Below are 19,246 nucleotides of genomic sequence, written 5' to 3'. Positions count from 1 at the left end.
AGCCGACACACGACAGGCATCACACGAACATGACGATTCGCACCACGACAGCAGGTCGGTCGGCCGCGCCGGCGGGGGCAGGGGCTGGAGCAGAAGCCGGGGCGGGGGCCGGAATGGACGCCGGGGCTGCGGCTCGAGCGCCGCGGGCAGTCCGGTCGCGGCGCGCGCTGCGCCTCGGGCTGCTGACCACGCCGGTCGCGGTGCTGCTGGCGCTGCTGAGCCTGCTCCATCTCCTGCAGGGCACATCGGAGCTGAGTCCGGCCGAGGTGTGGCAGGCGCTCACCGGCACCCTCACCGGCTCCACGGCTGAGGCGAGCGCGGTCATCATCGATGCGCGGCTGCCGCGGCTGTTCGCCGGGCTGGCCGTTGGTGCCGCCCTCGGGCTCTCCGGCGGGATCCTGCAGTCGATCACCCGCAACTCCCTGGCCTCGCCCGATACCCTCGGAGTCAATGCCGGGGCCTACTTCGCTCTCACCGCCGTCGCTGCCTTCGGCGTCAGCCTGCCGTTCATCTCCAGCGCCGGAGTGGCGTTCGCCGGAGGGCTGCTCGCCGCAGGTCTCGTCATCGGCCTCTCCACCGGACCGCACAGCTCACCGATCCGGATGGTGCTGGCCGGCTCGGTCATCGCCCTGGGCCTTGCAGCCGTGACCTCGATGCTGCTGCTGTTCTTCCCCTGGCAGACACAGGGGCTCTTCGCCTGGGGGGCCGGCAGCCTCAGCCAGGCCGGCATCCAGGGGGTCACCACCCTGCTGCCGGTCCTGGCTTGCGCGACTGCGGCGCTGCTGCTGTTCGGCCGACGCCTCGATGCGCTCCAGCTCGGCGACGACGCTGCGACCAGCCTGGGCGTGCGGGTGCGGGCTTGGCAGGCGGTGTTCCTCGTCATCGCCGTCGTGTGCACGGCGGTGGCGGTGACGATCGCCGGCCCGGTGGGCTTCGTCGGCCTGTGTGCTCCGGCTCTGACCCGCCTGCTCGTGGGATTCTTCCCCGGCCTGACCCGCCAGCGCAGCCTCATCGTCGTCTCCGCGCTGCTCGGCGCCTTCCTCGTCATCGGTGCCGATGTCCTCATGCGCGCACTGCTCGGCTCCCAGCAAGGTGTCTCGGTCCCCACCGGTGTCGTCACCTCGATCATCGGCGCGGTCTTCCTCGCCGCACTCGCCTGCACCGCCCGCTCCGGCTTCGACTCCGATTCCCTTGTCACGATGCGCGCCGGCACCGGATTCGGTCTGCGCCACCCCGTCCTGCTCATCACCATCTGCACTGGCCTGCTGATGGCGGCGATCGCTGGTTCGGTGCTCGTCGGCGATGCGATGCTGCTTGGCGGCGATGTCGTCAACTGGCTGACCCACCAGGCCAGCGTGCGCATCGAGATCATCCTGGAGACCCGGGTGCCGCGTGTCTTCGCTGCCGTTCTCGGCGGGCTCAGCCTCGCACTGGCCGGTGCGATCCTGCAGGGCGTCACCCGCAATCCCCTCGCCGACCCCGGCGTGCTCGGCATCTCCGCCGCCGCAGCCACTGGGGCGGTCGCCGTCATCGTCATCACCGGGACCACCAGCTTCTGGGCGATCCTGTGCGCAGCACTCACCGGCGCCTCGGCAGTGGGTCTGGTGCTCTTCGGCATCTCAGCGCGCACCGGCCTCGACCATGCCCGCATGGTGCTCGCTGGAATCAGCATCTCCGCTGCCGCAACCGCACTCACCACCCTCATGCTCGTGCAAACCGATCCGTGGAATCAGACGAAGGCGATGACGTGGCTGGCCGGCTCGACCTACGGCGCCACCGCCGTCGAGTGCCTGCCGATGATCATCGCCATCGTCGTCACCGGCTCCGTGCTCGCCGCCGTCTCCCGCGACCTCGACCTCGTCCAGATGGACGACACCACCCCGCAGGTGCTCGGTGTGCACGTCGGACGCACCCGCAGCGTCCTCGTCGCCTGCGCCCTCGTCCTCGTCGCCGCGGCCACGATCAGCGTCGGCACGATCGCCTTCCTCGGCCTCGTCGCACCGCACGCCGCGCGCCTGCTCATCGGGCGCACCCACCGTTACCTGCTGCCGCTGGCCGGGCTGCTCGGCGCGCTGCTGCTCACCATCGCCGATGCCATCGGCCGGACCGTCATCGCCCCGTCGCAGATCCCGGCCGGCCTCATCACTGCTGTCATCGGCTGTCCCTACTTCATCTGGCTCCTATGGAGGATGCGCCGCTCATGACCACTGCCGACCGCTCCCAGAACCCCTACACGGCATTCCCTGCCGCACTCGTCGAACGCACCCAGCTCAGCCCGCACTTTACCCGGCTGACCTTCGCCGGCGATGCGCTCCGGGCCTTCGGCGGCACCCGCCTCGACCAGCGGATGAAGCTCGTTCTCGCCGATGACCGTCAGCGTGCCGCCGCACTGGCCGCGCCCGACTGGCTGACCTGGTGGCGTGAGCAGCCGGCGGAGGACCGCCCGCAGATACGCACCTATACGGTGCGGGCAGTCGACCAGGCCGCCGGCCGGGTCGTCGTCGACTTCGTCACCCACGGCACCTCCAGTCCCGCCAGCCGCTTCGCCCTCACCGCGGCGTTGGGGCAGGAGGTCATCCTCGTCGGCCCCGACGCGCGAGTGCCGGGCCATGACACGAGCGGCGTGGCCTATCGGCCCGGTGCTGCCGAGCAGATCGTCCTCATCGGCGATGAGACTGCCGTCCCGGCGATCGCCAACGCCTGCGAACAGCGCGACGGCAGTCCGGCTCGCCTGCGGGCCTTCATCGAGGTGCCCACCTCAGCCGACATCCTCGATCTCGACTGCCGGGCTGACGATGTCATCACCTGGCTGCCGCGCCTCGCAGAATCCGGCGCGCCGACAGCCGCGCGCGGGGAACAGCTGTGCGCAGCCGTCGCGGCCTGGGCCGCAGCACACTCCGCAGCCGGCGCCGAGGCGGGGGCTGGGCCGGATGCGGCGGCTGGGGATGCACGGATGGCGACTCCCGCCTCGGGAACGGGCGAGACCGAACCTGACAGCGGCGAGGCACTTCTGTGGGAGGAAGCCGAGGCTGCCGGCGCGCTGTATACGTGGGTAGCCGCCGACGCACCGACGGTCAAGCAGGTGCGGCGGATCCTGCTCAACGACCACAGCTTCGACAAGCGGCAGTGCTCGTTCATGGGCTATTGGAAGCCGGGAGTCTCCGGCAACTGAGCGGCCTGCCGCGCGCTGCGGGCACGCACCCTGCCGCGCGCTGCCGGCACGCACTCACCAGCTGCTGGACGCAGAACAGCTGCCGCACCGGCTCGCACGGTGCGGCAGCTGTTGTCTGCAGGGCCGGAGACATCCTCCGACGGTCGATCTCAGCTATGCGGCCAGCGCCCCGTACTCCCGGGCGTGGCGGTGGACGAGGAACTGCTTGTAGGCCGGTGTGGTGAAAAAGTCGGGCAGGTCGTCGTCCAGTGCGGTCTCGCGGAAGATCTGCACGGCGTCGCAGTAGTGGTCGGCCGGGTGACGGCGGATCGTTGCGAGCTCCTCGGCCATGATCCGCTCGACGAGCCGGCGGGTGACCGGGCGGCCGTCTTCGAGGATGACGCCGTGGTGGATCCAGTGCCAGATCTGCGAGCGGGAGATCTCAGCGGTCGCAGCATCCTCCATGAGGTTGTTCAGCGCTGCCGCCCCGGTGCCTGAGAGCCAGGCGTTGAGGTAGCCGAGCCCGACCCGGATGTTGGCGCGCACGCCGGCTTCGGTCGGCTGGGCATCGAGGCCCTCCATCGACAGCAGGTCGGCTGCGGTGGTCTCGACGTCGTCGCGCTGCCGGTCGAGCTGGTTGGGCTTGTCGCCGAGCACCGCGTCGAAGGACTCCCTGGCGATCGGGATGAGGTCGGGGTGCGCGACCCACGAGCCGTCGAATCCGTCAGCGGCCTCGCGGTCCTTGTCGGCTTTCACCTGGGCGAAGGCGTTCTCCGTGACCTCCGGTTGGCGGCGGTTGGGGATGAAAGCGCTCATTCCGCCGATCGCATGCGCCCCGCGCTTGTGGCAGACCTTGACGAGGTGTTCGGTGTAGGCGCGCATGAGCGGCACCGTCATCGACACCTGCGACCGGTCCGGCAGCACGAACTCGCGGTGGCTGCGGAAGTTCTTGATCATCGAGAAGATGTAGTCCCAGCGGCCGGCGTTGAGTCCGGCGCAGTGGTCGCGCAGCTCGTAGAGGATCTCCTCCATCTGGAAGGCAGCCGTGATCGTCTCGATGAGCACGGTCGCTCGGATCGTGCCGTGGCTGAGCCCGAGGTAGTCCTCAGCGAAGCTGAACACGTCGTCCCACAGCTTCGCCTCGCGGGCGGCCTCGAGCTTGGCGAGGTAGAAGTAGGGGCCGCGGCCGGCGTCGATGAGCGCCTGGGCGTTGTGGAAGAAGAACAGACCGAAGTCGACCAGTGAGGCCGATGCCGAGGTGTCGGTGCCGTGGTCGTCGACGTAGCGCAGGTGCTTCTCCGGCAGGTGCCAGCCGCGGGGTCGCACGACCATCGTCGGCGGAGCCGGATTGGTCACTTCGTAGTGCTTGCCCTTGGCCTCATCGGTGAATTCGAGGGTGCCGCGGACTGCCTGGCTGAGGTTGCCGATGCCGGTGACGATGTTGTCCCAGGTCGGGCTGGTGGCATCTTCGAGATCGGCCAGCCACACTTTGGCATCGGAGTTCAGTGCGTTGATCGCCATCGGTGCCGAGACCGGTCCGGTGATCTCGACGCGGCGGTCTTCGAGGCCAGGGGCGCCGCGGTGGCCGGCGACCTGCCAGCCGGGATCCTCACGGATCTCGCGGGTCTCGTCCTTGAAGTCCGGCAGCCGGCCGTGGTCGATCGCGGCCCGGCGCACATCGCGGGCGGCGAGGATCTCACGGCGGCGGGCGAAGAAGTTCGCGTGCAGCGCGGCGACGAAGTCGAGAGCCTCACGGGTCAGCACAGTTTCGTAGCCGCGCTGCATGGGGCCGGTGATCATCATGTGTGACATGGGAAATCTCTCCTAGGTCCGATCGACCCCGGCCCTGACGGAACCCCTAATAACGTCAGGGCCGAGGTCGAACGAGTGTGGGGTGCGCCGGCCGGGTGGACCGGCCGGCGGCGCGGCAGTTCTGGCGGGGTCAGAACCGTCTGATGGGCATCAGAACTGCGCGGCTTCGGTGGAGTCCTTCAGGGCGGTGGTCGAGGACTCCGGGTTGATGGCGGTGGAGACGAGGTCGAAGTAGCCGGTGCCCACCTCACGCTGGTGCTTGGTGGCGGTGTAGCCGCGGTCCTCGCTGCCGAACTCGCGCTCCTGCAGCTCGACGTAGGCCTTCATCTGCTCGCGGGCGTAGCCGTGGGCCAGATCGAACATCGAGTAGTTCAGTGCGTGGAATCCGGCCAGGGTGATGAACTGGAACTTGTAGCCCATCGCACCGAGCTCGCGCTGGAACTTCGCGATCGTGTCCTCGTCGAGGTGTGCCTTCCAATTGAAGGACGGCGAGCAGTTGTAGGCCAGCATCTGGTCCGGGTACTCGCTCTTGATCGCCTCGGCGAAGCGCTTGGCGACCTCGAGGTCCGGGGTGGAGGTCTCCATCCACAGCAGGTCGGAGTACGGGGCGAAGGCCAGGCCGCGGTCGATGCAGGGCTCGATGCCGTTGGTGACCTTGTAGTAGCCCTCGGCCGAGCGCTCACCGGTGAGGTACTTCTGGTCGCGCTCGTCGATGTCGGTCGTCATGAGGGTGGCGGCCTCGGCATCGGTGCGGGCGATGATGAGACTCGGGACGTTCTCGACGTCGGCGGCCAGGCGGGCGGCATTGAGGGTGCGGATGTGCTGGGCGGTCGGCACGAGGACCTTGCCGCCGAGGTGGCCGCACTTCTTCTCGGAGCCGAGCTGGTCCTCGAAGTGCACGCCCGAGGCGCCGGCTGCGATCATGCCGCGCATGAGCTCGTAGACGTTGAGTGCACCGCCGAAGCCTGCCTCGGCATCGGCGACGATCGGGGCGAGCCAGTCCTCGACGCTGGAGATGCCTTCAGAGCGCTCGATCTGGTCGGCGCGCATGAGCGCGTTGTTGATGCGGCGCACGACGGCCGGCACCGAGTTTGCCGGGTAGATCGACTGGTCCGGGTAGGTCTGCGAGGCGAGGTTGGCGTCGGCGGCGACCTGCCAGCCGGAGAGGTAGATGGCCTTGAGGCCGGCCTTGACCTGCTGGACGGCCTGGTTGCCGGTCAGCGCACCGAGGGCATTGACGAAGTCCTCGCTGTGCAGCAGGTCCCACAGGCGCTCAGCACCGCGCCGGGCGAGCGTGTGCTCTTCGATGACCGAGCCGCGCAGCGTGACGACGTCCTCGGGGCTGTAGTCGCGGGCGATGCCCTGCCAGCGCGGGCTCGATGCCCATTCGCGGCGCAGCGCGTCGACGTCGTGCAGATTCTGCTGGTTGTCCTGTGCCATGGTGTCCTCCTGTTGCGAGCTGCGCCGGATCTTTGGCGCTGAGGTTCTCTGTCAGTCGTGGCCGCCGCCGAGGCGGTGGCCGGTTCTTCTGCTGTGTTCCCTAGTCTTGTGCCCCGCACCACATGATTTCCATCGAAAATGGATAGAAGATTTATCATTCTTCTGCTGGTTAGAAATTCTGGTCTTCTGCACGCTTTTTCGTGCCGTGTGTCACAATGAAGAGCATGAGCAACATCATCCAAACCGAGGCGATCGCCGCCTCACGCACCCCAGCCACCGCCTGGGGCGCGGGCGTCTCCGGTGAGCACCAGGCCGGGGCCGACGCGCTGAGCATCGGGCAGAAGGTCCGGCACTACCGGCGGCGCAAGAAGCTCACGCTCGATGAGCTCGGCCGTCGGGTCGACCGCGCGGCCTCGCAGATCTCGACGATCGAGAACGGCAAGCGCGAGCCCTCGCTGTCGATGCTGTCCGCCCTGGCCAAGGCGCTCGACACGACGACCGATGCGCTGCTCGATCCGGAGCCGGTCGATGAGCGCAGCGCCCTGGAATTGGAGCTGGAGCGCGCGCAGTCCTCGCCGCTCTATACGTCCCTGCAGCTGCCGCAGGTGCGGGCGAAGTCGCTGCCGCAGGATGCCCTGGAAGCAATCGTCGGTCTGCAGAGGCAGCTGAGTCAGCTCGTGCGCCGGCGCGCGGCCACACCGGAGGAAGCGAGGCGGGCGAACAAGCGGCTGCGCGAGGACATGCGCGCCAGGAACAACTACTTCGCCGGTCTGGAGCAGACGGCGGCCGAGCTGCTCGACGTCATCGACTACGACGATGGGCCGCTGCGGCAGGCGCAGGCCGCCCGGCTGGCCGAACATCTGGGCTTCAGCCTGCACTATGTCTCGGACCTGCCGAAGTCGACGCGGTCGGTGACCGATACGAAGAACAAGCGGCTGTACCTGTCGAATCAGGATTTGGCCGAGCACGACCCGCGTTCCTACCTGCTCACCGCACTCGCCTCGCACATCCTCGGCCATCAACCGCCGCACGACTACGGCGAGTTCCTCTCCCAGCGGGTCGAGGCGAACTACCTGTCAGCCGCACTGCTGCTGCCGGAATCGGCCGCGGTGCCGTTCCTGACGGAGGCGAAGAAGAATCGCCGGATTTCTCTGGAGGAGCTGCGCGACTTCTTCGGCGTCAGCTACGAGACCGCCGCCCACCGGTTCACCAACCTCGCCACCGAGCACCTGAGCCTGCCGGTGCACTTCATGAAGGTGCACTCGTCGGGCACCATCCACAAGGCCTACTCGAACGACGGGCTGCCGTTTCCCACCGATCCGCTCGGAGCGATCGAGGGCCAGTACGGGTGCAAGCGGTTCACCTCCCGGCAGGTGTTCACGGTCTCTGACCGGTTCAGCCCGTACTTCCAGTACACCGACACCCCGAAGGGCACGTACTGGTGCACCGCCCGGGTGCTGCCGGGCGCCGGCGACTTCTCCGTCAGCCTCGGAGTGCCGTTCCAGCATGTGCGCTGGTTCGATGGCCGCGAGACGACGAAGCGCTCGCAGTCCCGCTGCCCGGACCCGAGCTGCTGCCGCCAGGCTCCAGATGAGCTGGAGGAGAAGTGGGCCGACGCCTCGTGGCCGTCGGCGCGCATGCACGCCTCACTTCTGGCCGCGCTGCCGCCGGGCGTGTTCCCCGGTGTCGATACGACTGAAGTCTACGAGTTCCTCGAGCGCCGGTCCGGCGACTGAGAGTGATGACAACCGGCTGAGAGAACGGCTGATACCCGTCAGGGTATCGAGCGATAGAATCGGGGGATGGACCGAGACAACCGCAGCATGTGGAATGAACGATGGGCCGATCACGACTCCGATGTCGACGGCACCGACCCCAACCCCGAGGTTGAGGAGGCGATCGCCGGGCTGTTCCCCGATGCCTCGGCTCGCCCCGGTGGCGAGGAGCGCGGCAACGCGCTTGCCACCCTCAAGGCGATCGACCTCGGCAGCGGCGCCGGACGCAACACCGCGCCGCTGGCCCGGGCTGGCCTGCAGACGACCGCGATCGACTTCGCACCCTCAGCGATCGCCCGGCTGTGCGAGCGGGCGGAGTCCGAGGGCTGGGATGAGTCGCTCATCGGCATCACCGCGGACCTGGTGCCGTGGATGGAGACGACCGCTGAGCGTTACGACCTCGTCGTCGCCGGCTATCTGCACGGCATCGACACGGCGATCACACGCGCGGCCCGACTGCTGGCACCCGGCGGGCAGCTGCTGTGGATCCTGCACGCACCGGAGTCCCCGCACGGTCCGCCGCCTGCCGTGGCGCGACCGAGCGCCGAGGAGATCCTCGCCGAGGCCTCGGCGGTGGAATTCCTCACTGCGGTGCAGGTCGACACAGTGGTGCGCGACGAGCAGTTCACCGACCTGATCCTCACCGCCACCCGCCGCGACTGACCGGGCGTGAGTGCAGCCGGTCCGAGCCAACGAGGCGCGAGCCGGCTGCACGCGGTTCGGGCCGGCTGCTCGCGGTTCGGTCGACGGCAGGTTCTGCTTGATCAGACCGCCAGTGGGCGGGATGTCACGAGCCTGACACACGGAACACGTGACGGGCACACAGGCGACGCAGGCAGCACCTGAGGTCTTCATACGGTGGAGGCAGTTGAAGAAATGAGTGGAGGTCCCCAGTGATCTCCCACCACCGTGAGGAGACGACCATGCGTAAGTCCATCATCACCAAGACCGCCACCGTCATCGCCGGCGGAGCCGCCGCCCTGAGCCTGTCGGCCTGCGGCTTCCAGATCAGCTTCGGCAACACCCATGGTCAGCAGCAGGAAGAGCAGACCCGCGACCGCAACCCCGAGGACCAGCAGCAGAACGACGAGAACCAGAACAGCAGCCTGGACCAGCAGAACCAGCAGGGCACCGACTCCGGCACCGACCAGAACACCGGCTCGGGATCGGGCTCCGGCAGCGGTTCTGGCTCCGGCTCGGGCTCGGGCAGCGGATCGGGCTCTGGTTCCGACGCAGGCAGCGGAGCCGGCTCGGGCACCGGATCAGGCACCGGCACGGGCACGAACACCAACTCGGATTCCAACAGCGGTTCGACCGCTGCCGACGGCACCCCGGTCATCAAGGACTACCAGCTGGAGAAGTCGATCAAGGAGCAGGCTGAGCAGCAGTCGGGCATCAGCGGCATCACCGTCGACTGCAACGACCTGCGTGCCGACTACGTCGGCGCAACGACCAGCTGCACGATGGACGTCCCCGGTGACAAGAAGTACTTCCCGCTGGCCAAGGTCACCAGCATCGACGGAAACTACGTCAAGTACGAACTGAAGTTCCCCGGCGTCGACTTCTGATCACGCCGAGAGCAGGGCAACTCAGCGCTTCCGCAGCCGGTAGGCATCTGCCGGGCGGGAGCGCTGCTGCGTCTCCAGCTGCCGGCGCAGCTCGGCGTTCTCGGCCCTGAGCTGCTCGCTCTCAGCGCGCAGCGCGGCCAGCTCCTCGCGCATCGCATCCGATGCCGCACCACGGGCAGCCTCGGCAGAACCGGCAGCCGTGCGCTCGGCAGCTGCCACCCAGCCGCGCAGCGTGCGAGGATTGACATCCAGGTCCCGGGCGATTTCGGCGACCGGCCGGGCAGACGACTGCACCTGCCGGACCGCATCGGCCTTGAACTCAGCCGGGTAGTTCTGTCGGGTGCCTGCCATCACGGTGCTCCTGGGGTCGAGGGTGCGGGTCTCTCCAGCTTAACCACCGGCCTGTGGCCGGCCGGTCAACTGCCGCACAGGCGCACCTCCCCGAGCCTCGGCACTGACCGGGCTCAGCGCAGGTCGGCGACCGCCTGGTCGACAATGTGCTCGGCGATCGCCAGCGAACTCGTCGCTCCCGGCGACGGTGCGTTGCGCACCTGGGTGAGCCGGCCGCGGGTGGTGATGACGAAGTCGTCGACGAGGTTGCCCTGGGCGTCCATCGCCTGGGCGCGCACGCCGCGCGGGCCCTTGCGCACCGTCATCGGGTCGATGTCGGGCACGAACTTGCGGGCCTCCTCGATGAAGGCCTTGGGGCTGAGCGCGGTGCGCACCTCGCGGGCGGCCGCCCCAATGTTCTGCGAGGCGAACTTCCAGAACCCCTTGAAGCCCAGCGTCGAGCCGATGTCGGACAGGTCGAACCCGCCCTTCGAGTACGACTCCCGGCCCATCGACAGGAAGGCGTTGGGCCCGAGCATGAGCGCCCCGTCGACCCGCCGGGTCAGGTGCACGCCGAGGAACGGGTACTTCGGATCCGGGACCGGATAGATCAGCCCGCGCACCACCTCGGCGGCGGGACGATCGATGATGAAGTAGTCGCCGTAGAAGGGCACGATCTTCGGCACCGGATCAAGGCCGGAATTCACCGCCAGCCGGTCCGACTGCAGGCCGGCGCACGTGACGACGAGGTCGAAGGACCCGGCGTCCTCGGTCACCATCGACTCGCTTGCGCCGGGCATCGCCAGGCGGATCCGGACCTCGCTGCCGAGCGTGTCGAGCTGAGCGACCTCGGAGTTGAAGCGCAGCTGCCCGCCGGCGGCCTCGACATCGGCGCCGAGCGCCTCGGTCAGCGCAGCGAAGTCGACGATCGCGGTGTGCGGCGAGTGCAGCGCGAGCACTCCGCGCACATTCGGTTCGACCTCGCGCATCTCATGCCGGTCGAGCAGCTTGACGTGCGGGACCCCGTTGGCGGTGGCGCGCTCGTGGATCTTCTCCAGCCGCTCGACCTCCATCGTGTCGTGGGCGACGACGAGCTTGCCGCACTCCTGGTAGGGGATGCCGCGCTCGTGGACGTAGCGCACGAGCTTCTCCACCCCGGCCCGGCACAGCTTCGCTTTGAGGCTGCCGGGCTCGTAGTACAGGCCGGCGTGGACGACACCGGAGTTGTGGCCGGTCTGATGAGCGGCCAGATGCGGTTCCTTCTCGAAGAGGGTGACAGTGGCGTCGTCGAAGCGGTGGGCGAGCTCGCGGGCGACGGCCGTGCCGATGATGCCGCCGCCGACCACGGCGATGCGTGAGATCTTCATGACGCCATCATGTCACCCGCCCCGCTCCCCTGCCAGGGTCATCCCAGCCCTCCACGACCGCGTGCGCGCACCGCGGATTCGCCCGCTCCCGAGGCGGCGGTCGCCGTCGTGGGGGAGGTGGCGGGTGTGGATGCGCCGGGCTGGGGGTGTGGATGCGGGCGTCTGCGGGTGTGGATGGAAAGGCTGATTCGCGGCCCGAAGTCGAGCCTGCGGCGACTCGGGGACGGCGCTCCGCCCTCACACGGCGAGCCAGCGGCCCTCCCCTGCGATTCGCTCACCTGCGGTGATGAGATCGACTCGAGTGCACTGCTCTTGCGCCACCGCTCCGGGCGCGGAGCGAATTCCCTATCCACAGCACCTAATGACCACAAGTCGCAATATATGAGTTTTTTGGGAGAAGAAAATATTCATGGACATATATAGACAGAGATACACCATCTCTGTACGATTGTTGTTATCGAACGCACAAACCGAACGATGGAGTTGATGGACGTGCCGACACTCACGCGCAGAACCCACCGCGATGATCCCGCCTTTGACGAGCTGTCGGATTTCAGTGCCGCACTCACGACGATCGAGCTGACGCACAGGAGCATCGACAGCTACCTCCTCGCGCAGCTGAAGAACCTCTTCGAGCTCTTCCTCAGCCGCATCAGCGCTGACAACCCCGACAGCCATGCCGAACAGCTGGCCGCTGTGCGCGAACTTGTGGCGCCGTCCGTCAATACGGCACCGGCCGAACGTGAGGCTGTCAACGCCCGGCGACGCGCAGCATACGAGTGGATCGAGTCCCTCATCCCTGCCACGAGTCTCATCCATGCGGCTCAGCTGCTTGATGTGACGCCCAGCGAGATCGGGAACCGGGTCCGGTCGGCGGCACTCGGGATGATCTGCCTGCCCCAGGCGACCGAGCAGGCCGCCAAGCAGCTGCTCTCCTTTGAGCGGTATGCCCATGCCACCCGGCGAGCGCGCAGCCTCGACACGTCAGTGTTGCCGGAGTACGACGACGGGCTCGTGCGCATCCGCGCCTCTGACATGGCCGCGTTCAAACGTGCGGTGAGCCAGCTCGTCGCCCGCCTCTCAACACGCGAATCCCAGACCAAGCACATCCGCCAGCGCCGAGGGGTGAGCTTCCATTACGATCCGCATGGAGAAGCCACCATGGTGGCTCGTGGGCCGTCGCCTGCCATCGCCCTCCTCGAAGCACGCCTCACCGGTGTCGCCCGGGCAGTCATCACCGGCAACACCTCAAGTCTCGGCATCGTCAATGCCGGCGAACTCGCTGACGATCGTTCCCTGCGCGAGCTCATCTTCGACTTCCTGGCCAACTCCCTGCCGGCCGGAACCGTCACGGTTGCCGCCGACGACTGCGCACCCGTTAACCCGGGTGGCTCCGCTCGTGCGGGTGCCACGGGTGATCCACCGACGGCAGACAGGCTGACGGTGCCGGCAGCGAATCCGGCCGGCATCGACATCGATGCCACGGCTGAGAACTACAGCAGGCACTACCGCGAAGTCGGCATCAGCTGCCCGACGGAATCCGACTGGCTCAAGCGCCAGGCGCGCGTCACGATCACCGTACCGGCGCTCACACTCCTCAGTGGCAACCCCAGCACCGAACGCTGCACAGGAGACCGATCCGCAGTCGGGGTGCCGGGCACCGTCAACGGCGCCCCTGTGGCACCGGACGCCGCCCGGCAATTGGTAGGAAGCGGCCACTCAACCGTGTACCGGCTCCTCACCGACCCAGTGACTGGAGTCGTGCTGGACCACGCAGCGGAAAAGTACACGATTCCCGATCCGCTCAGAACCGCGCTCGTCGAGAAGTGGCAGTTCTGCACTCTTCCGGGGTGCGACCGTTCCGCCGTCAAGGCCGAACTAGACCACATCATCCCGTTCAACCACAGCAGCCCGAGGGAAGGCGGGCTGACGACGATGCAGAATCTCCACCCGCTCTGCCGCCAGCACCACCAGATGAAGACCGAGCGGAAGATCTCTGTCACCCGTGACTCTCTGACTGGATTGCTCAGCTGGCAGCTGCCCGGAGGTGTCACCACCACATCCGAACCGCCCAGCCACCCCATCAATCAGGCACACGCGGAACTGCTCAACCGAGTGTGACCGACAGCTCCACCTATCCTTCCCCGCCCCAAGCGTCTGCCTGCCCCACCGGGCAGTGACAGAACGTTCTTCAGTAACTCCATAGAGATGAGGCAACGGTCGGGCGCCGGCCAGCGATGGCAGGCGCCCGACCACACCCCGATAGCCGGATGCACCCCGCCTTGAGTCCGAGCGATGCACGTCGCCTTATTATGAGCGAGATGACTGACGTGGAGCTGACACCGATCGGCCGCCCGCAGCTGCTGTGGCCGCTGCGAGAGCAGGCCGCAGCCGAGGTGCACTCCCAGGCCGGCGCCCGGCTCACCGGCTGGAAGGTGCCTGGGGCCTCGGAAACGGCCATGGAGCCCGAGGTGGAGACCCGGGTGGGTGCGGATGCGAACCTGCTCATCGAAGGCGACAATCTGCCAGCCCTCAAGCTGCTGCAGCCCACGCTTGCCGGGCGGGTCAAGGTCGTCTATATCGACCCGCCGTACAACACCGGCAGCAGTCTGAGCTACGCCGATCGCGCGCGTGCAGATGCCTCTGTCACCAGCAGGGATGCGTGGCTGGCGATGATGTATCCCAGGCTCGTCCATGCCCGTGCCCTCATGCGCGCCGACGGAGTCATCTTCGTTTCGATCGACGACCGGGAATCGGCAGCCGTGCAGCTGCTGTGCCATGAGATCTTCGGCGAGGAGAACTTCCTCGGCACGCTCGTCCACCAGCGCGCCAAGGGCGGTGGGAACGCGAAGTTCTTCGTCCGCGGCCACGACTACGTCCACGTCTGGGCCAAGGACGCTGCACAGGCCAGCGGCTTCACCACCGAGAAGCGGCCTCCGGCCAAGTACGAGCGCATCGACGGACAGCTCATGCTCGTCGAAGACGATGTGCTCAGGGTCAGCTTCGGCAAGTACACGCGCGGAACCGAGCGACGGCTGATGTATGAGGACATCGTCGCAGTACGCGGACAGGCGAAGAAGGACGAGGTCGATGCCGGAATCGCTGCCGGGCACTACCAGCTGCGGCCATGGGGCGAAGGCAAGCACGCGGTGGTGCGGCTGACGCCGGCGCATCTGGCGAGTTCGAAGATGTACTCGATCATCCGCGCACTAGGCGAGACCGGCCGGCAGGACCTCATCGACCTCGGTCTCGGCGGGATCTTCGCCTACCCCAAACCCGTCGAGCTGCTCACCGCTCTCATCGCCTCCCAGACGATGTTCGACCCCGAGGCGATCGTGCTCGACTTCTTCGCCGGCTCCGGCACGACCGCGCAGGCCGTCATCGAGCTCAACAGACGTGACGGCGGCTCGCGCCGATTCGTGCTCATCCAGCAGCCCGAGCCCATCCGGGCCGCCGGCGGCGCCAGGGTGGGCGCACACGCCGATGCCGAGGCGGTCGCGCAGTTCCCTACGATCAGCGCATTCATGGCCGAGCGGGTGAAGCGGGCCAGCGGAGACTTCATCGCGGTGACCGTGACGGCTGGCGAGGCTGAGGGCCGCGCTGAGAGTGAGGCTGACGCTGCCGGTGACGCGGTGGCCGGCTGCGACCTGGATGCTGCGAGCCTCAGGGCTGCCGGCGAGGCGCAGGGTGCAGCCGCGGCGGGGCAGTCCCGGACATCCGCGCCCGCTCAACCATGACGGCGATGTGGACGCGGTTGCTCGTGTCGAGCTTGGCGTTGATCCGGTTGAGGTGGGTTTTGACCGTCGCCGGGCTCATGAAGGTGGCCTCAGCGATCTCCTGATTCGACAGCCCTTCGGCCACCCGCGCGGCGATCTCCAGCTCCCGGTCCGTCAGTTCGGCCAGCAGCTCGACGGCGTCGCGCTGCAGCTGCTGATCGCGGTTCGCCACGACGGTGTTGAGCACCTGCCGCAGCGAATGCGGTGAGAGGATCGGCTCGCCCCGATGGACGGTGCGGATCGCCTCGGCGAGGTCGACCGGGCCGATGTCCTTGAGCAGATAGCCGGCGGCCCCTGCCGCGAGCGCGCGGAAGAGGTAGTCGTCGCTGTCGAAGCTCGTCAGTGCCACAACAGTGGGCGGGCGGACTCCGTTGACGAGGCGCTCGATCGCCTCGATGCCGCCGATGCCCGGCATCCGGATGTCCATGAGCACCACATCGGGAAAGTGCAGGGCGACCTGTTCGAGAGACTCTTCGCCGCTGAGCGCCGAGCCGACGACATCGATGCCGGCAGCGGCGGCCAGGATGCCTTTGATGCCGGTGACGACCATCGGATCGTCGTCGACAACGACGACACGGATCGGGGCATCGGTGTCGGTCATGACTGCAACATTACCGGAGGACCCGGCCCACTCCGGAGCAGCACGGGAGGTGCGAGGACTGGGTGGAGACAGGTCAGGGGCCCGAAGGGTCGGCCGGGGCGAGCGGAGGTGCCGGCCGGTTGAACGGCGGGAAGACGACATCGACGACGAACTCGCCGCCGTGCACCCCGAGCTGGGCGTGCCCGCCGAACGCGGCCGCACGCTCGCGGATCGTCTCCAGCCCCGCACCTGAACCGGTGTACGAGAGATCCGAGGTGCCTGCCGCCTCGGCCGCGGGAACCGGATTCGACACCCGGATCCGCACCCCGGCAGCCGCCGAGGCGGTCACACTCAGCTCGACCGGCGCACCGGGCGCGTGCTTCATCGCGTTGGTCAGCGCCTCCTGCACGATCCGATAGGCGGCGCGGTCGACGGGAGTCGGGGCGCTGTCGAGGTCTTCGATGATGATCGTCTGCCGGATGACGGTGCCGGTCGCCTGCACGGAGGCGATGAGCTGAGGCAGGGACCGCATCGAGGCGAGGTTGGGCGGGGTCGAGGCGTGGCGCCGGGCCTGCACGCCGGCAAGCGTCCCAGCCCGCACCCCGCCGACGAGGTGGCGCAGCTCCTCAAGCGAGGCGTGCGCCTCCCGGCGCAGCGCTGAGGCGGTGGAGGTGACATCGGCTGCGGAGTCTGAGCCGACTTCCAATGCGCCGCTGTGCAGCGAGATGATCGACAGCCGGTGGGAGAGCGTGTCGTGGAGTTCGCGAGCGAGCAGCTCGCGTTCGGACTGCCGGGCGAGTTCGGCTGTCAGTGCCGCGTTGAGCTCGACTTCATGGGAGGCGAAGGCCTCGACGGCCTGCATCCGGCGGGTGCGGCGCAGCAGCAGACCGAATCCCAGGCTGAGCCCGAACGCCACCGCCGCAACGGCGATCGTCAGCCCGTTGACGGCAGTGGCGGACTCCGGGGGCGGCGCGGCGGTGGCGAGCCCGGTGGGCTGGATGCCGGGGTCGATGAACAGGATGGAGTACGGGTTGAGCTCAGTGCGGTTCAGGCACAGCCGGAGCGTGGAGACCGTCGTGAGCAGACCGCCTGCGATGGCGGCGATGAGAGCCTGCCGACGGGGGCTGCGGATGAGCAGGTGGAACATGCCGATGAGCATGAGCAGGCAGTCGCCCCAGCCGGCGGCGAGCATCGCACCGACGATGAACGGCGCCCACGGCCACCGATGCCGGACGAAGACGGTTGCCCACAGCGGCACGAGGACGAGCACGGTCATCACGCCGAGGTTGCCGAGCTGCCCGTCATCGAAGGCCCAGGGCGCAGCGATGAGCGCCATCATCGAGATGATGAGGCCGATGAGGTAGGTGACGATGCCGACGACGATGCTCGTGGCGATGCGCAGCCAGCGCGGAAACCGGCTGCCCGGCAGCTGCCGGTCCGCCGTCCGGGCTGGAGGTGCTGGCGCGGCAGCCGGGCCCGAGGCGGTGGCTGGGTGCGGTGCGCTGCCCGCGTGCCCACCGCTGCCCTGCGCAGGTGATCCTGGCACGCCGGCAGGCGCCTCCGGACCGTGAGCTGGAGGCGCATACCGCGGGGCTGCTGGCCTGCGGCTTGGCGGCTGGGATGGATGACCTGACACAACTGCATCGTATCCGCCGGCACAGACCTGCCAGTCGGCCAACCGGCTCATGCTGTGTCCACCGATGAGCTCGCGCAGTCGAGCCGATCGGCGGACGCGCAGCACCCGGCGCTCGATGAGGCTGGAGAGGTCAGAATCATCACCCCGGCAGCTGGACTCCAGCTGCCACCAGCGCCCGCAGCGCGGCCACTCGGCGGCACCGGGCTCGACTCGATCAAGGAGCGTCATGTCCAACCCCTACGACCCCGCACAGCCGCAGCCGGATTCCCAGCCGGGCCAGCCGGGCCCACAGCACCCTCAGCACGCGCAGACCGGACCGTATGGTCAGCAGGGCCCGTACGGGCAGGTCGATGGGCAGACCGCGCCCGTGGGCACCCAGCAGCAGTGGGGCGCGCAGCCGCCGGTGAAGCAGAAGAAGCCGCTGTTCAAGCGCTGGTGGTTCTGGCTCATCATCGGCATCGTCCTCATCGCGATCATCAGCTCGATCGCCGGCGGCGATGACACCTCCGGACCAGCCGACGAGCAGGGCGCTGCGGAGGAAGCCGACACCTCGGCCGAGGAATCCGGAGCCGGTGAGGCCGACGCTGCCGACGAGGAGCCGGCGGCAGCGACGTACGGCATCGGCGACACCGTTGAAGCCGACGGCTGGGAGATCACCGTCAGCAGCGTCGAGGACGGCATCTCGACAGTCGGTGACGAGTTCCTCAACGCGCAGGCGCAGGGACAGTTCGTCACCGTGAAGATGTCGGTGAAGAACACCTCCAGCTCACCGGAGTACTTCTTCGAGGACAGCATCAAGCTCGCAGACGACGCCGGCAACACCTACTCCTCGGATTCCGAGGCCGGGATCTACGCCGGGGAGGATTCGCTGCTGCTAGAGGAGATCAACCCGGGCAACACCGCCTCGGGCACGATCGTCTTCGACGTCCCCGCCGATGTGACGCCCGATCGGCTGATCTTCGAAGGCGGCTTCTTCTCCACCCCCGTCGAGGTCGCGCTGTCCTGAGCACTCGTTCGCCGAGTCCACCTGCGCTGAGCCCGCCGCCGAGGTCGCGGCGGGCTCAGCTGCACCGCAGGCTCAGACGTGTTTGTCCAGGGCGCTGAAGCGCTCGACGGCATCGGGGGCACCAGCGATGATGATCTCATCATCAGCCTCCAGCACCGTCCCACCGTCCGTGTTCGCCCACCCGGCACCGGGATGCTTGACGGCGATGACGGTGACCCCATGCGTCCCGCGCAGCCCGAGCGCGCTCAGCGGCTGGCCGAGCACCCGCACCGGCGGGGTCGTGCGCACGATGGCGTAATCGCTGTCGATGCGCAGGAAATCGGACATGTGCCCGCGGATGAGATGCGCCAGCCGGCGGCCCATATCGTCTTCTGGGTTGACGATCTGCTTGACGCCCAGCTGCGCGAGGATCTCAGCGTGCGGTTCGGAGATCGCCTTGGCCCACACCCGGTCGTTGCCGCTGCGCAGGATGCGGGAGGCCGCCAGGATGCTCGCCTCCAGGTCTGAGCCGATCGCGATGATGACCCTACTGGCTTCGGGCACTCCGAGTTGGGTGAGCGCTGCATCCTGGGTCGCGTCGGCGCGGGTGACGAAGGGAAGCTCATCACGCAGGCTCTCGACGATGGCCTCATCGCAGTCGATGCCGACAACGTCGACGCCGAGCGAGGTGAGCTCACGGGCCAGCGAGGCGCCGAAGCGGCCGAGCCCGATGACGACGACCGCGCCGTGCTCGGCCATCGGCGTCGGGTCGCCGGTGAAGAAGGTGCGGGCGCGGGAGTGCCAGGGTGCGTGCGGGTCGGTCATG

At 68.1% G+C, this 19,246-nt stretch carries 15 protein-coding genes; 8 read left to right on the top strand and 7 right to left on the bottom strand.

What is annotated here, in order from left to right:
* Positions 1-29: 29 nt before the first annotated feature.
* Both HLA91_RS10985 and HLA91_RS10980 read left to right on the top strand, forming a co-directional pair.
* A complete protein-coding gene (locus HLA91_RS10985; protein WP_170274697.1) occupies positions 30-2,204 on the top strand; it encodes an iron ABC transporter permease in 2,175 nt (724 codons plus the stop codon).
* The gene (locus HLA91_RS10980) at positions 2,201-3,172 is read left to right on the top strand and encodes a siderophore-interacting protein (protein WP_170274696.1); all 972 of its coding nucleotides are present in this window, start codon (positions 2,201-2,203) and stop codon (positions 3,170-3,172) included. Before HLA91_RS10985 ends, HLA91_RS10980 begins: the two co-directional genes overlap by 4 nt.
* A gap of 153 nt (positions 3,173-3,325) precedes the next feature.
* On the opposite strand, the gene aceB is transcribed toward HLA91_RS10980, so the two are convergent.
* Both aceB and aceA read right to left on the bottom strand, forming a co-directional pair.
* Positions 3,326-4,963 carry a malate synthase A gene (gene aceB, locus HLA91_RS10975; RefSeq protein ID WP_170274695.1) on the bottom strand — a complete coding sequence of 546 codons (1,638 nt, stop codon included), beginning with the start codon at positions 4,961-4,963 and terminating at the stop codon, positions 3,326-3,328.
* Between the two features lie 150 nt (positions 4,964-5,113).
* Positions 5,114-6,403, bottom strand: coding sequence for an isocitrate lyase (gene aceA / locus HLA91_RS10970; protein ID WP_102162304.1), 1,290 nt, complete (start codon positions 6,401-6,403; stop codon positions 5,114-5,116).
* A 224-nt stretch (positions 6,404-6,627) separates the two neighbouring features.
* Between aceA and HLA91_RS10965 the strand changes: the two genes are divergently transcribed.
* From HLA91_RS10965 to HLA91_RS13685, 3 genes are all read left to right on the top strand, one after another.
* A complete protein-coding gene (locus HLA91_RS10965; protein WP_170274694.1) occupies positions 6,628-8,139 on the top strand; it encodes a helix-turn-helix transcriptional regulator in 1,512 nt (503 codons plus the stop codon).
* Positions 8,140-8,205: 66 nt separating this feature from the next.
* Positions 8,206-8,841 (top strand): class I SAM-dependent methyltransferase, encoded by a 636-nt coding sequence (locus tag HLA91_RS10960; RefSeq protein ID WP_165884321.1) that lies wholly within the window; start codon positions 8,206-8,208, stop codon positions 8,839-8,841.
* 260 nt (positions 8,842-9,101) lie between these two features.
* Complete coding sequence (locus HLA91_RS13685) at positions 9,102-9,746, top strand: DUF4333 domain-containing protein (RefSeq protein WP_204514241.1); 645 nt, start codon at positions 9,102-9,104, stop codon at positions 9,744-9,746.
* A 21-nt stretch (positions 9,747-9,767) separates the two neighbouring features.
* On the opposite strand, the gene HLA91_RS10950 is transcribed toward HLA91_RS13685, so the two are convergent.
* Complete coding sequence (locus HLA91_RS10950; protein ID WP_170274693.1) at positions 9,768-10,097, bottom strand: transposase; 330 nt, start codon at positions 10,095-10,097, stop codon at positions 9,768-9,770.
* A 113-nt stretch (positions 10,098-10,210) separates the two neighbouring features.
* Positions 10,211-11,443, bottom strand: coding sequence for an L-2-hydroxyglutarate oxidase (lhgO, locus tag HLA91_RS10945; RefSeq protein ID WP_170274692.1), 1,233 nt, complete (start codon positions 11,441-11,443; stop codon positions 10,211-10,213).
* Positions 11,444-11,929: 486 nt separating this feature from the next.
* Here lhgO and HLA91_RS10940 point away from each other — a divergent pair, with 486 nt between their 5' ends.
* Both HLA91_RS10940 and HLA91_RS10935 read left to right on the top strand, forming a co-directional pair.
* Positions 11,930-13,564, top strand: a complete 1,635-nt coding sequence (locus tag HLA91_RS10940) for an HNH endonuclease signature motif containing protein (RefSeq protein ID WP_170274691.1) — start codon at positions 11,930-11,932, stop codon at positions 13,562-13,564.
* Between the two features lie 200 nt (positions 13,565-13,764).
* Entirely contained in the window at positions 13,765-15,180 is a 1,416-nt protein-coding gene (locus HLA91_RS10935) for a site-specific DNA-methyltransferase (RefSeq protein ID WP_239557111.1), read from the top strand.
* On the opposite strand, the gene HLA91_RS10930 is transcribed toward HLA91_RS10935, so the two are convergent.
* Positions 15,107-15,820, bottom strand: coding sequence for a response regulator transcription factor (locus tag HLA91_RS10930; protein ID WP_165884314.1), 714 nt, complete (start codon positions 15,818-15,820; stop codon positions 15,107-15,109). The two genes, HLA91_RS10935 and HLA91_RS10930, sit on opposite strands and share 74 nt — an antisense overlap.
* 73 nt (positions 15,821-15,893) lie before the next feature.
* On the bottom strand, positions 15,894-17,345 hold the full coding sequence (locus tag HLA91_RS10925) for a sensor histidine kinase (RefSeq protein WP_259854936.1): 1,452 nt from the start codon (positions 17,343-17,345) through the stop codon (positions 15,894-15,896).
* Between the two features lie 316 nt (positions 17,346-17,661).
* On the opposite strand from HLA91_RS10925, the gene HLA91_RS10920 reads away from it, so the two are divergent.
* Positions 17,662-18,441 carry a DUF4352 domain-containing protein gene (locus tag HLA91_RS10920; RefSeq protein WP_170274689.1) on the top strand — a complete coding sequence of 260 codons (780 nt, stop codon included), beginning with the start codon at positions 17,662-17,664 and terminating at the stop codon, positions 18,439-18,441.
* Between the two features lie 72 nt (positions 18,442-18,513).
* Here the strand turns inward: HLA91_RS10920 and HLA91_RS10915 are convergent, their stop codons facing one another.
* Positions 18,514-19,245: a potassium channel family protein gene (locus HLA91_RS10915; RefSeq protein ID WP_170274688.1), complete on the bottom strand. Its 732-nt coding sequence runs from the start codon at positions 19,243-19,245 to the stop codon at positions 18,514-18,516.
* Position 19,246 lies beyond the last annotated feature (1 nt).

Source organism: Brevibacterium luteolum (assembly GCF_013004595.1).
In the GTDB taxonomy this organism is placed as follows: Bacteria; Actinomycetota; Actinomycetes; order Actinomycetales; family Brevibacteriaceae; genus Brevibacterium; species Brevibacterium luteolum.
Note: the sequence above shows the minus strand (reverse complement) of the source record. Positions and strands in the feature narration are given on the sequence as shown.

Bases quoted from the DNA above. Each gene is read 5' to 3' on its own strand.
- HLA91_RS10985 (WP_170274697.1), top strand. From the start codon at position 30: ATGACGATTCGCACCACGACAGCAGGTCGGTCGGCCGCGCCGGCGGGG.
- HLA91_RS10980 (WP_170274696.1), top strand. From the start codon at position 2,201: ATGACCACTGCCGACCGCTCCCAGAACCCCTACACGGCATTCCCTGCC.
- aceB (WP_170274695.1), bottom strand. From the start codon at position 4,963: ATGTCACACATGATGATCACCGGCCCCATGCAGCGCGGCTACGAAACT.
- aceA (WP_102162304.1), bottom strand. From the start codon at position 6,403: ATGGCACAGGACAACCAGCAGAATCTGCACGACGTCGACGCGCTGCGC.
- HLA91_RS10965 (WP_170274694.1), top strand. From the start codon at position 6,628: ATGAGCAACATCATCCAAACCGAGGCGATCGCCGCCTCACGCACCCCA.
- HLA91_RS10960 (WP_165884321.1), top strand. From the start codon at position 8,206: ATGGACCGAGACAACCGCAGCATGTGGAATGAACGATGGGCCGATCAC.
- HLA91_RS13685 (WP_204514241.1), top strand. From the start codon at position 9,102: ATGCGTAAGTCCATCATCACCAAGACCGCCACCGTCATCGCCGGCGGA.
- HLA91_RS10950 (WP_170274693.1), bottom strand. From the start codon at position 10,097: ATGGCAGGCACCCGACAGAACTACCCGGCTGAGTTCAAGGCCGATGCG.
- lhgO (WP_170274692.1), bottom strand. From the start codon at position 11,443: ATGAAGATCTCACGCATCGCCGTGGTCGGCGGCGGCATCATCGGCACG.
- HLA91_RS10940 (WP_170274691.1), top strand. From the start codon at position 11,930: ATGGACGTGCCGACACTCACGCGCAGAACCCACCGCGATGATCCCGCC.
- HLA91_RS10935 (WP_239557111.1), top strand. From the start codon at position 13,765: ATGACTGACGTGGAGCTGACACCGATCGGCCGCCCGCAGCTGCTGTGG.
- HLA91_RS10930 (WP_165884314.1), bottom strand. From the start codon at position 15,820: ATGACCGACACCGATGCCCCGATCCGTGTCGTCGTTGTCGACGACGAT.
- HLA91_RS10920 (WP_170274689.1), top strand. From the start codon at position 17,662: ATGTCCAACCCCTACGACCCCGCACAGCCGCAGCCGGATTCCCAGCCG.
- HLA91_RS10915 (WP_170274688.1), bottom strand. From the start codon at position 19,245: ATGACCGACCCGCACGCACCCTGGCACTCCCGCGCCCGCACCTTCTTC.